The organism is Paenibacillus baekrokdamisoli, from assembly GCF_003945345.1.
In the GTDB taxonomy this organism is placed as follows: Bacteria; Bacillota; Bacilli; order Paenibacillales; family Paenibacillaceae; genus Paenibacillus_Z; species Paenibacillus_Z baekrokdamisoli.
Genome location: NZ_AP019308.1, coordinates 4,603,902 through 4,615,807, shown reverse-complemented (window position 1 = coordinate 4,615,807; position 11,906 = coordinate 4,603,902). Strand labels below are relative to the sequence as shown.

The 11,906-nt window shown below is 47.8% G+C and carries 12 protein-coding genes; 4 read left to right on the top strand and 8 right to left on the bottom strand.

What is annotated here, in order from left to right; all coding sequences use genetic code 11:
• The first annotated feature begins 3 nt into the window (after positions 1-3).
• The 3 genes from EKN16_RS20275 (at position 4) to EKN16_RS20265 (ending at position 4,126) form a co-directional block, all read left to right on the top strand.
• A complete protein-coding gene (locus EKN16_RS20275) occupies positions 4-1,812 on the top strand; it encodes an ATP-binding protein (RefSeq protein ID WP_125661361.1) in 1,809 nt (602 codons plus the stop codon).
• A gap of 122 nt (positions 1,813-1,934) precedes the next feature.
• Positions 1,935-3,089, top strand: coding sequence for a DNA alkylation repair protein (locus EKN16_RS20270; protein ID WP_125661358.1), 1,155 nt, complete (start codon positions 1,935-1,937; stop codon positions 3,087-3,089).
• Complete coding sequence (locus EKN16_RS20265) at positions 3,086-4,126, top strand: FUSC family protein (protein ID WP_125661355.1); 1,041 nt, start codon at positions 3,086-3,088, stop codon at positions 4,124-4,126. Before EKN16_RS20270 ends, EKN16_RS20265 begins: the two co-directional genes overlap by 4 nt.
• Before the next feature lie 57 nt (positions 4,127-4,183).
• On the opposite strand, the gene EKN16_RS20260 is transcribed toward EKN16_RS20265, so the two are convergent.
• The 7 genes from EKN16_RS20260 to ilvA form a co-directional block, all read right to left on the bottom strand.
• On the bottom strand, positions 4,184-4,471 hold the full coding sequence (locus EKN16_RS20260) for a transposase (protein WP_125661352.1): 288 nt from the start codon (positions 4,469-4,471) through the stop codon (positions 4,184-4,186).
• A gap of 35 nt (positions 4,472-4,506) precedes the next feature.
• Positions 4,507-4,650: a hypothetical protein gene (locus tag EKN16_RS32360; protein ID WP_164522902.1), complete on the bottom strand. Its 144-nt coding sequence runs from the start codon at positions 4,648-4,650 to the stop codon at positions 4,507-4,509.
• A 160-nt stretch (positions 4,651-4,810) separates the two neighbouring features.
• Positions 4,811-5,161, bottom strand: coding sequence for a hypothetical protein (locus tag EKN16_RS20255; protein ID WP_125661349.1), 351 nt, complete (start codon positions 5,159-5,161; stop codon positions 4,811-4,813).
• A gap of 32 nt (positions 5,162-5,193) precedes the next feature.
• Positions 5,194-5,799 carry a TVP38/TMEM64 family protein gene (locus EKN16_RS20250; protein WP_125661346.1) on the bottom strand — a complete coding sequence of 202 codons (606 nt, stop codon included), beginning with the start codon at positions 5,797-5,799 and terminating at the stop codon, positions 5,194-5,196.
• Between the two features lie 20 nt (positions 5,800-5,819).
• Positions 5,820-7,010, bottom strand: coding sequence for an MFS transporter (locus tag EKN16_RS20245; protein ID WP_232015872.1), 1,191 nt, complete (start codon positions 7,008-7,010; stop codon positions 5,820-5,822).
• A gap of 43 nt (positions 7,011-7,053) precedes the next feature.
• Entirely contained in the window at positions 7,054-8,223 is a 1,170-nt protein-coding gene (locus tag EKN16_RS20240; RefSeq protein ID WP_125661343.1) for an MGDG synthase family glycosyltransferase, read from the bottom strand.
• A gap of 127 nt (positions 8,224-8,350) precedes the next feature.
• Entirely contained in the window at positions 8,351-9,625 is a 1,275-nt protein-coding gene (ilvA, locus tag EKN16_RS20235) for a threonine ammonia-lyase IlvA (protein ID WP_125666457.1), read from the bottom strand.
• Between the two features lie 663 nt (positions 9,626-10,288).
• On the opposite strand from ilvA, the gene EKN16_RS20230 reads away from it, so the two are divergent.
• The gene (locus EKN16_RS20230; protein WP_164522901.1) at positions 10,289-10,768 is read left to right on the top strand and encodes a GyrI-like domain-containing protein; all 480 of its coding nucleotides are present in this window, start codon (positions 10,289-10,291) and stop codon (positions 10,766-10,768) included.
• 132 nt (positions 10,769-10,900) lie between these two features.
• On the opposite strand, the gene EKN16_RS20225 is transcribed toward EKN16_RS20230, so the two are convergent.
• Complete coding sequence (locus EKN16_RS20225; protein WP_125661337.1) at positions 10,901-11,740, bottom strand: PPK2 family polyphosphate kinase; 840 nt, start codon at positions 11,738-11,740, stop codon at positions 10,901-10,903.
• Between the last annotated feature and the right edge of the window lie 166 nt (positions 11,741-11,906).

The window sequence follows — 11,906 nt, the reverse complement described above, 5'->3', positions numbered from 1 at the left end:
GGTATGAGCGAACTGATTGTTTCCGATAAGTGGATGTTTTTGGTCTTAGCATTATCTATTAATCTATTTGCTTCCTTTACGATGTACAATATGGTTGGCCATTTAAGGATTGTCCGGGTGCTGCGGCATTCTTGGTTACTCAGTGGGTCTGTCGTCTATGGGCTCGGGCTTTGGGTCAGTCATTTTATTATGCTGATCACGACGGATTCGATGATTATGATTGATTGGACCTCTATTTTCAAGCTGCTAGGGATTATGATAAGCGCTTATTGCGCTTTTCGGGTACTTGGCTCGAAATGGCCATTTGTACTCAGGCTCTTCGTGAGCAGTTTATTCATGTCTGCGGGTACGAATCTCTTGATTTATTCTAGTCTTCTGAGTAATCATATCCAAGAATATGAGGTCAACATGGGGCTAGCTATTCTGGCATTTTCCCTCGGTTTTGCGGGTACGGTTTGTTCCTTTTACTTATATGAACAGAAGAACGGTTCATATGTTTTATTGTCTGGTCTGATGATTGGTATGGCAGGAATCGCGATGCAGTTATTTGGGCTGGAAGCATTCACGGCCGTCTATACAGTTGTCATGACCGCTGATCGATTGAATGAATATATGCGGCTGTTGGCTGTTGTCTTAGGTATCGCTACACTTGTTATTTTTGCATTCAGTCTGCTTGCTAGGTTCGTTGACCGCCGTTATAGTGCCATGAATGAACAATATAAGCTGCTTGTTGAGAACTCCATGGACATGATCGCGGTTATTAGTGATGACCATTGGGCTTATATTAATGCCTCAGGCTTGCAAATGTTCGAAGCGGAGAATGATCTGGACATGCTGGGTAAAAGCGTCTTTTTGAACCTTCAGACCAAGCTTCATCCTGTTATGAAGGGAATGCTTCAAGTTACGGGCCAGGGTGGACAGCAGGGGCCTATTGAACTGGATTGGGTTACGGTACAAGGAAAATTGCTGCATACGGAAGTGGTGAAGACCTGCACGAAGCTGTCGGGTAAGCCGGTCTTTCAATTTATCATTCGAGATATATCGGAGCGTAAGAAGAATGAGGAGCTGCTCATCAATTCAGAGAAGCTTTACGTAGCAGGCCAGTTAGCGGCGGGTATCGCGCATGAAATTCGGAATCCGTTGACTTCTTTGAAGGGTTTTCTACAGCTAATTGCGTCCGGCCGTTACAGCAATAAGAATTACTTCGATATTATGAAATCGGAATTAAACCGAATCGAGTCGATTGTAAGCGAGCTGCTCATGCTCTCAAAGCCGCAAATTTATGACCTTGCACATAAGGATATTCGCGGTATCATCAAGGATACGGTAACATTGCTCGATACGGAAGCAATCTTACATAATATTGAGATTGAATCGACGATCTCCGAGGAGCCGCTATGGGTCCGCGGGGTTGAGAATCAGCTGAAGCAAGTCTTTATTAATGTGCTTAAGAATGCTATTGAAGCGATGAATGATGGCGGTCGTATTCAGATGGCATGCATGCTGGAGGGTGATCGTATCATCGTGCGAATCGAGGATTATGGGCCGGGCATACCGGAGGAACAACTGTCCAAGATCGGCCAGCCATTCTATACGACCAAGGAAAAGGGAACAGGACTCGGACTAATGGTCAGTTATAAGATCGTTGATAATCATCATGGAAGTATTCATGTCCACAGCCGAGTGGACATTGGCACGACCTTTGAGATTATTTTGCCTTACTCAGAGCCGGCTGAGCGTTCCGAAGCAGAGGGATCAGGCGGGAAGGTTACGTCTATTAACCGTAACCGTATAGATAGTGAGAGAAGCTAGTCTAGGCGAGTCTTTAGTCGCTCTAAGGAATATGAGAAGAGATGTCTGATCGATATGGAAGTCAGTTCTTTTGCTCGTATCGTCGAATCAGCTATAATAGCTGAAGGAGGCGATAAAGAGAGATGGCCGAACCATTAAAGGCAATGTATAATAGGACGTTTATAACACAGTTTGGAGCGCTGGTTCAATCAGAGTGGACTTCTTTTGAAGCCAATCGGTTTACCGCGCTAGTTATGGCAGATGGTTGGGATGAATTAGAGCTAAAGGGACGTATCCGGCGCATTACGGAATCGCTTGGAGAGACACTGCCGGCTGAATATATAAAGGCTCTTGACGTATTGTTCGCCATTGATGAGCGATGCGTAGGATTTCCCTATTTATTTTTCCCTGACTTTGTTGAGGTGTATGGAGCGGATCATTGGGAACTCTCGATGAAGGCTTTGGAGCGGTTCACATCACGCTCGTCAGCGGAGTTCGCTATTCGACCGTTCCTGCTTGCTCAGACCGATCGAACGATGGCACAAATGCGCCAATGGGCACAGAGCGATAGTGAGCATGTTCGCCGATTAGCAACTGAAGGCTGTCGTCCGAGGCTGCCATGGGCACCAGCACTACCGATGTTCAAGCGCGATCCTTCGGCAATATTGCCGATATTGGAGCAGCTGAAATGTGATCCATCGCTCTATGTTCGTAAGAGTGTTGCCAATAATTTGAATGATATTGCCAAGGATCATCCTGATATTGTTCGGGAATTAGCCGCTCAGTGGGTAGGCAAGCATACATGGACGGATTGGATTGTCCGCCGTGCCTGTCGCTCGCTTCTACGTTCAGCGGATCCAACGACGCTGGCCCTATTCGGCTATGAAGGAGAAGTAGCAGCAAGCTCGGTAAGGGCTGCATCCCTCGATGCAGAACAGGCAGATGCTCGCATTGGCGAGAAGACAAGGCTGCGCTATTCGATTGATATTCATTCGCAAGTTCCACTTAAACTAAGAGTGGAGCTCGGTGTTGATTATGTAAAGGCAAACGGCAAGGTATCCCAGAAGCGGTTCTTACTCATGGATCGAACGATTGCCCAAGGTCAAAGGGTAGAAGGTAAGAAGCAGCTTGACTGGAAGGATCTTTCGACACGTAAGCATTACCCGGGCCAGCATCGTTTATTGCTGGTAGTCAATGGACAAGCTGTCACTGAGACGGTTGTTGCACTTCAAGCCGTCGAATCAGATGGGCAGAGAGAGGCACCGATTGACGTGCAAGGTCAGGTGAAGCATCTATGACGATTGGCGCACGTGTTCTAAAGACGGGGATGGCTGTAGCGCTTGCCATGTACTTGAGCGGCTTGCTTGGTTTCCCGTCACCGATCATTGCAGCAGTCGCTGCCATCTTCACCATTCAGCCCTCCATCTCCCGTTCCTGGCAGCAAGTAACGGACCAGCTGCAAACAAACTTCCTTGGGGCTATGGTCGCGATAGCAGCTGTTAAGCTGCTTGGTCAGACACCGCTCGCCGTTGGATTTGTATGTGTTATCGTTATTTTGATTAGTATTCGGCTTCATATGGAGAGTTCCATTGGACTTACACTCGTAACGGTCGTTGCTGTCATGGAGGCCAATGAGCAGGGCTGGCTCTTTGCTGTTCAACGCTTCTCCATGGTATTATCCGGTATGGGCGCAGCGTTCGTGGTGAATGCACTTATATTTCCCCCTCGTCCCCGTAAGCAATTCATTGCACAGGTGCATGAGGCTTATGGTCAGCTCTCTTTACTGTTGCGGATGGCCATTTCCAATGAAATGAAAGAAGATGTGCATCGCAGAGAGACTGAGAACCTGCATCAGACGCTTCGCAAGCTGCAAGAGCGGTATCTTTTATTCGAGGAGGAACGTTCATTGCTGCCGCGTCGCAAGCTTGCTCGGGCTAGGCAGCTGGTCTTATCCAAACAGCTGATTAAGGTGCTGAGCCAAGGTGTCGATTTGCTTGATGTGGTGGAGGAGCATTATTTCTCCGCTCCAAGAGCAGGAGAGTGGGCACAGCGATTGGACCAACAGATTGAGGAGCTGACCAAGTACCACGAGCAGCTATTGTTGAAGCTGGAAGGGAAAATGAAGCCCCATGCGTCTATCGAGCCTGAGGAAGAGCGTGAGGCCAGACTCATCAAGCAGCTGACCGATTACTTGCAGGAGGATCCGGGCGAAAATAAGCGTCTGGTCTTCGTTGCTTCTTCTATGCTGGAATATGCCTATCACCTTCGCAGGCTTGATCGAATCTCGGATCAAGTGCTTCAGCGAGAAGAGTCAGATGCCGTCGGGATAGAATAATACTAATAACGCCCTTGCCTCCAAGCAGCTGATTGCTGCAAAGGCAAGGGCGTTTTATTAGTTGTCGCCCATTTTCGGGTGACGTCTGGGATGCTGGAGATGAGCTTCCTTTTGCGTAATTTTTTTCTTGGGAACTAGGCGAGGATCGGTCGTGCCTTCATGGTGGTTGCTGAAGTCGAGCTCAACTAACTCCCATTCTGCTGTACCCATTTGCTGGTCGGCTGGGAAGATCTCTCCACGGTCCAGCTTCTCCTCACGCCCCCACTGATTTCTATAGACACCATCAACCTCGACGGGCTCTCCAGAGAGGGGATCCATCTCAAAATGCTCGGTCTTTTCGCTCATAGCTGTCTCCTCCTTCTATAGGAATAGGGCGACTCTTACAAGCCATGCTTCGGATAAGCGCGGTGATCCGCTGCCGATTGTGCTTCACTAGCCTGTTTCTTGCCTATACCCGTTTGATCTGCTTTAGACTGCGCATTGCTTGCTTTGCGCTGTACATTGGAAGGTTGTTCGCCTGACATTCTTGTACCTCCTGATGGTCAAATTCAAGCGTTGCTGCGAGAAAATCCTTCTACAGTTTGCCACGAGTGAAAGTAAACTATGTGCAGGCGATAACAAGAAACGCTTCTTCACTATGTATGTACTGCAAATTTTGAAGAAAATCACAGTACCTCTTCGCAGCTAAAGCAGTCGAAGACCGCAGGAGGGACACTGTTCATGCTCATGGGTAACGGTTTCCTCACATGCAGGACATAACTCGGTATAAGGCTCCGCAGAAGTAAGCTTCGTTTGACCGTTTGCTTCCTTTCCCTCAATAGGCGGCTCATTACCGTCGCTTCCGGTTCTTAAATGTGCCGGTGACCCGAATAGGGTTTCCACGAATGCCTTCAATTCGCTGTGCTTGTCCGAACCATCGCTCATTAACCGGATCATGAGGAACATCGCTCCAATGAGAGCGGCAGCCACGAAGAGGACGATTGAAGTAGCAACCGCGTTCATCATGCTAATAAGAGGGAAATTTCCAATTTGCAAGCTGATTGCACGCCCTCTCCTTATGTTTTATGTTATTTGACCTGGTAGCGAGCTTCTAGCTTCTTGCCGCCGAACCACATCGCAACGATAAGAACGGCAGTTAGTAGGAGACGCCAGGGCTCCTTAGCCAGATCGGAGATATTGAAGCTAAGCAGTGAGATGCTGAAAATCATGACCGCTTTGCCCAGCAGCACGGCAAGTGCAAAGGAGCGGAAGGGAACATTGCTTAACCCGGATACCACAGTAATAAGTGCAGAAGGTGAGAATGGGAAACAGGCAAATAAGAAAATGGGCGAAAAGCCTTTATGATCAATCCAGTTAAGTACGCCTGATGCCTTAGGGAAGCGCCGTCGGAGCCAGCTGCCGACCCGTCCGCCTAGCTTGCGAGCGACCCAAAAGAGAAGCATAGAGCCGGCACTTACACCTATCCAAGAATAGAGCGAACCGAGCCAAAGCCCATAGATATTGGCATTGGCGGCCACGAATACCAGCAAAGGCAGGATTGGCATGAAAGCTTCCACAAGCGGCAGAAGAATGCCAGGAAGAGGTCCGTAAGCGGAATAGCTCTCCAGCGTATGCTGTAGATGTTCTAAGTCGATCTGTTTAAGCTCATGCATCCATTCCTGAATCTGATTCATAGTGTTTAATATCCCCCTGTTTATTTCACGATGCTGCCGCTATCCGTGAACGCACGGAACGGAAACCAAATATAGAAAAAACCAATTAGGCCATATAGAATGGCGCTGTACCAAACAACGCTGGTCTGCCCCTGCCAAGCGGCCAGCGTACCGCCAATTACAGGGCCTATCATGCCCCCGATTCCTTCCACGGTGGAGAAAATCCCCCAACCAAGACCCTGCTGCATGGGAGGGACATAGTTGGCAAGCAGCGCATTCCAGGCTGGCAGCAGTGCAGCGTACGACAGCCCAAGCGCTCCAGTAAGCAGGATACACTGCCATAGTGGGGGTTCAAGTCCTAAGAAATATAAACCGCCGCCAATACAGCAGAAGCCAAGCACGAGAAACCATTTCTTCCCCCCAAGCTTGTCCGATAATCGGCCAAGTGGAATGAGGCCAAGTACCGTGAGTGCGCCCCCTGCAAGTAACAGAAGGGAATACTCCTTGCCGTTTAAGCCGAGCCGTTCTTCAGCGAAGCTAGGCAGAATTGGAATCAGCATCCCAGCACCCATCGTCTGGAGCACCATCCCCGGAAGCAGCAGCTTCATGTGACGCAGCCGCTCGATCAGAATACTGAACTGCTGGCGAATCGGGAGCGATACCGTCTCAGATACCTTGCGATTGCTAATGAATAGAGCAAGGACCCAGCTGAGAATGGAGAAGCTAAGCAATAGGTAATAGGTAAATGACTTGCTGATGTCTAACAAAATATTACTCACAATCGGTCCAGAGCCAATTCCGATGAACCAAACAGTGTATAGAAATCCCATCTGTGTGGCCCGATGTTCCTCGGATACCTTAGTCAAACAGACAATCCATATAGGTGATATACCAACACCATACAGAGCTGCGGCCAGAATAAATACCCAAGGCTGATAGGAGAATTGGAACATGATGATGCCGATTAAAGAAATGAGCAAACCAATATGGACGACGAATCGAATCGAGAAGCGATCAAGCAGATAACCAATGGCCATCTTCAGAAGCGTATCGGTCAGATAGTGCGCAGTAATGGCAACACCGATAATGTTGAGGGATAAGCCCAGTGATTTCTCTCCGAAAATGGGCAAGAAGCTAATTAAGACAGCTCCTCGCACGAATTCAACAATAAACAGAATAACCGAAAATAACGTGATTTCCGGGTCAAACCAACGCTTTCTAATTACAATCACTCCTGCCTTATTTCAAGCTTGTCTAGATAGAACGAAGTGAGTGCTATCGCTGTACGATAGCAACCGATCCTTTCATTATATGCAAGCTGGAACAAAAATCCAAGGCGATGGTATCGGCGGCATTCCTTCGTTGTAGTTTCTGGAGTGAAGTTTTTCTACTTAATATACGAATCGGATCGCGCAGTAGTTCTATAATTTTAAAAGAAAGCTGCTCGGGTGTTTGGACGATGGTCACTGCGCCCTTGCCTTCTAGGTACAGCGCGTTATTGCGCTCCTGGCCGGGTACAGGCCGATAGGTGAAGATGGGTAAGCCAACTGCCATGGCCTCGGCTAGAGTAACACCCCCAGATTTGGTAACAATACAAGTAGCTAACGCCATGAGCTCATGCATGCGTTCGATATAGCCGAATACGCGGAGCTGCCCCGTATCAACGGCGCTGCTGAACAATTGGCGCAGTGTGGAGGCAAGGAGGTCATTTCGTCCGCAGACGACTACAAGAGTGACATCCGATTCAAGCAGCAAAGTAGTCAGGATGTCTGACAGAACGGAAAGTGTCCCTTGTGCGCTAGCCATGACAAGCACAACCGCCTTGGCTGCTGAGAGTCCATAGCTTGCTCGGAGCGAGGGATCAATGCTGAGGGAGCGGAACCCCCGTTTGAGTGGAATGCCGCTGATGCATATTCGGCGCTCTTGAATGCCAAGTGATATAAGCTCCTGCTGCATATCCGGAGTGGGCACATAATAACGGTCAATATCGGGGTGAACCCAGCGACAGTGCAGGTCAAAGTCTGTGACAACCGTATAAGAAGGAATGTGCAAACCTGTTCGCTGCTTCAAAGCAGGCATAGCAAGTAGAGGGAAGGTGTGGATGACCGCATCAGGCTTCTGAGCAATTAGTATTTTGCGCAGACGCTCACGCCCGAAGGAATGAAGCCAGCTGGCAAACAGCGAATCATGCTTCATCGGTCTTGTTCGATCGTATAACCAGCCATATAAGCCAGGCAGCATGGAGTAGCTCTTCATGTACACACGTCTAGTCATTTCATTAATGAAAGGATGAGCTTCGGCGAGCAAATCGATGAGTACGGTATTCTCGATACCGCGATCAGCAAGTGCATCTCGAATGGCTCTTGCTGCCTGCAGGTGGCCATCACCATAAGAGGCATACAGAATCAATAGTTTTGGGTTGCTTTGGATTTTCAAACGAGTCATGGCAAACCACCTCTTAGTAGTAGCATAGTGGAGGAATGTCAAGCAAGAGTAAGCAGTTTATGAATTCCTTGTAACGACAAGAGCACCCGCCAATCGGATTGGATTGTGGGTGCTCGAGCAAAGTGTCTCAAATCAACAGATTAAATAGAACGGGATCTTTATTTAGTTCAACGAACTGAAGTCCTTTATTATTCATACGCTCCACAAGCGCTTCATAGTCTAGACGATGCTTCAGCTCAATGCCGACTAAGGCCGGCCCATTGTCCTTATTATGCTTCTTCGTATATTCGAAGCGAGTGATATCATCATCCGGGCCAAGAACCTGATCAAGGAATTCGCGTAATGCACCAGCCCGCTGCGGAAAGTTAACCATGAAATAATGCTTCAAGCCTTCGAACACGAGGGAGCGTTCCTTAATTTCCTGCATGCGATCAACATCATTATTACCGCCGCTAACGACACAAACCACCGTTTTTCCAGCGATTTGGTCACGATATAGATCAAGGGCTGCAATCGGAAGCGCACCTGCGGGTTCAGCTACAATGGCATTCTCGTTATACAGATCAAGTATCGTCGTACATACTTTGCCTTCGGGGACGAGGACGATATCATCAAGGAAGTCCCGGCACATGCGGAAGGTTATTTCACCAACGCGCTTGACTGCTGCACCATCAACAAATTTATCAATCGTGTTAAGTGTGATCACTTCTCCGGCATCAAGCGAAGCTCGCATAGAAGGGGCACCCTCTGGCTCTACGCCGATGAGCTTCGTATTCGGGGAGACGGCTTTCACATAGGCACCGACACCAGCGGCCAGGCCGCCTCCGCCAACCGTCACGAAGATGAAATCAGGTTCGGATTCAACAGCTTCCATGATTTCTTTGCCGATGGTTCCATTGCCGGCAATGATCTTCGGATCGTCGAAGGGATGGATGAAGGCAAGGTCATCCTTGCGGCTAGCGATAATGGCTTCGCTGAATGCATCATCGAACGTATCACCAGTGAGAATGATCTCTACGTCAGGACCTCCGAAAAAGGCAACCTGATTCACCTTTTGACGCGGGGTCGTGCTTGGCATATAGATTTTACCGGGAATGCCAAGGGTTTGGCAGGAATAAGCGACACCTTGCGCATGATTGCCGGCGCTTGCACATACCACGCCGCGAGCGAGTCTATCTGCTGGCAAAGATTTGATCAGATGATAGGCACCACGAAGCTTGAAGGAGCGAACGACTTGAAGATCTTCACGCTTGAGCAGCACGGTGCAGCCATAACGGCTGGATAATACCCGATTATGCTGTAAGGGTGTGCGGGCAGCTACTTCTTTTACATGCATCTGAGCCTGTGCAATTTCGGTTAGGCCTACCGTATAAGCTTGATAATCATTATATTCGTTCCCCATATGAATCAGTCTCTCCCTTTTCTCCTTCATTTGTAAGACAACAAAAAAATCCCGTCCCCTCAAGGGACGAGATTGAACTCGCGTTACCACCCTACTTCCGTATGCACGCTAATGGTTAGATGCATTCGGCTCTTTGTCACGTACAATCATACGCGCTCCATGTAACGGTGGATACCGTCCGTGCTTACCTGTACCCCTTGAACGATAACGCACAATAGACTGGCGTAGATTCATGACCAAGGTTGTTCAGCGCGGCTTCTTAGGGAGGATGCATCATTCGTAGGCAAACATCGGCTTGCAGCGGAGCGCCGATTCTCTGTGGAATGCCTGATCAAACATACGTGTTCCCATCAACGAGTTTAAATTTTTCTGAATATTCTTGTTATACTCCCGATGATGCTAATTGTCAATCGGAAAATAGCCCTAATCGGTTCTTATGAGCACATAAATGTACCTGTTCGATTCAGCCAAAGGGAGTACTAAATTGTCGATGAGGGTAAAGGAAAAGGTAATGATTAGTGAGCGGTGACCAGTAACTCTTTTAGTAGAAAGATTAAATGTAGGTATTTAATTTGCCTTTATGGGCAGATAAGGTTAAAGTAAATGCTGATCTGTAAACGTAACGGAGACAGGAAAAATGATATCGCCAATGGAGGAATGAATATGGAAGTTCAAGTTATCGAGAGAGCTGAAATGAAGACGATTGCTATTAAAGTAGGTGGCGATGGTCATGAAGTAAGAAGAGGCTGGCATTTATTGCAGAAGAAGTTAGAAGGACGCTCATGGAATAACAGGAATATAGGCTACGTCTTCGTACCGGAATGGCAGTGGGCCTCTGGCGTGAAGGAGCTTCACGTTGGCGTGGAGTTGGATACAGATATGGTGCCAAGAGGAGCAGAGAAATTCGTTGTCCCTACTAAGCTCTATGCAACCATTAAAGTGCATGGCGACAAGAAGCATATGGAAGACAGCTATACTTTCTTGAATGAATGGATCACAGCGAATGGCTATGAGAAAGACATCTCCAAGGGATCGTATAGTGTTGAAGCTAACCCACTGAAACCCATCAACCCTTTCGACATTCCAGCTGACGAAATCAAAGAGTATGATTATGTGATCTACGCTCCTGTGAAGAAGCTCTAAGAAGCTCCGCTAGAGAGCTTTCATCAAAGGATTAAAGACGATAGACCCTGGCCTATTATTGTTGGAATGGAACAATAATAGGCCGGGGTCTATTTCTGTTTACAGCTTGTGGGGAACACGATATTGGAGTGGTTAAGAATTATTCGGTGTGATCAGTTCAGGGCTGCCTTTCTCATCGAAAGAGTTGAAATGGCTGAGATCGATCTTAGGGTAGGACAAATTCAATTCACGAAGTGAGGATACAATGATCCGCAGAACAAGGTAATCACGGAACCAGCGATGGTTGGCTGGAACGATATACCATGGATTTCGTTTAGTGCCAGTCGATTTAAAAGCATGCTGGTACGCCTTCATATAATCTTTCCAGTATCGGCGTTCCTGCAAATCGCTCGGATCAAACTTCCACAGCTTCTCTGGATTCTCCATCCGTTCTTTGATCTTGTCCAGTTGGAATTCAGGAGAAATATGCAGGAAGAGCTTAATAACCAATGTACCGTTATCCAATAAGAGCTTCTCGAAATGTTGGATATGCTTAAGACGTTTGTCTACTTCTTCCTGATCGATAAGTCCATGAACCTTAGTGATCAGCACTTCCTCGTAGTAGGAGCGGTTAAAAGCGGTTATATATCCTTTGGGCGGCGTTACCTTATGCGTTCGCCAAAGGAAGTCATGCGCCGCTTCATCAGCCGTTGGCTGCTTGAAGCTCTCCGCACGGAAGCCTTGAGGATTCAGGCCTCCCAGCACCTTCCTAATTACCCCGTCCTTGCCGCTGCAGTCCATACCTTGAAACAAGATCAGGACACTATTGGCTTTACTGGCAAAGAGCTTCTCCTGTTCATCCTGGAGCTGTTCTTTCAGCTTCTCAAAAGCCTCCGCAATTTCTTCCTTGTCCTTAAAATCAGCTGTATCCTCGGGATTGTAGTCCCCTAGCGATATACTGCGTTTGCTGTCTAGACGATAACCTTTTAGCATAGTTAATCACTCCTTCGAATGAGAAAACGTTTATTCGTACATGTGACCGTCATGAAAAGCTGATTCAAGAATGAATCCCCTTATTTCAACAGCTTGAACCACCAAGAGTGGTTATGTCAAGAATTGGGTTGTGATTATATGACATCAGAATTTATGCAGCTGAAGT

Coding starts and splice junctions, on each gene's coding strand:
- EKN16_RS20225 (WP_125661337.1), bottom strand. CDS start 11,740: ATGCTAAAAGGTTATCGTCTAGACAGCAAACGCAGTATATCGCTAGGG.
- EKN16_RS20265 (WP_125661355.1), top strand. CDS start 3,086: ATGACGATTGGCGCACGTGTTCTAAAGACGGGGATGGCTGTAGCGCTT.
- EKN16_RS20250 (WP_125661346.1), bottom strand. CDS start 5,799: ATGAATCAGATTCAGGAATGGATGCATGAGCTTAAACAGATCGACTTA.
- ilvA (WP_125666457.1), bottom strand. CDS start 9,625: ATGGGGAACGAATATAATGATTATCAAGCTTATACGGTAGGCCTAACC.
- EKN16_RS32360 (WP_164522902.1), bottom strand. CDS start 4,650: ATGTCAGGCGAACAACCTTCCAATGTACAGCGCAAAGCAAGCAATGCG.
- EKN16_RS20230 (WP_164522901.1), top strand. CDS start 10,289: ATGGAAGTTCAAGTTATCGAGAGAGCTGAAATGAAGACGATTGCTATT.
- EKN16_RS20260 (WP_125661352.1), bottom strand. CDS start 4,471: ATGAGCGAAAAGACCGAGCATTTTGAGATGGATCCCCTCTCTGGAGAG.
- EKN16_RS20270 (WP_125661358.1), top strand. CDS start 1,935: ATGGCCGAACCATTAAAGGCAATGTATAATAGGACGTTTATAACACAG.
- EKN16_RS20240 (WP_125661343.1), bottom strand. CDS start 8,223: ATGACTCGTTTGAAAATCCAAAGCAACCCAAAACTATTGATTCTGTAT.
- EKN16_RS20275 (WP_125661361.1), top strand. CDS start 4: ATGAGCGAACTGATTGTTTCCGATAAGTGGATGTTTTTGGTCTTAGCA.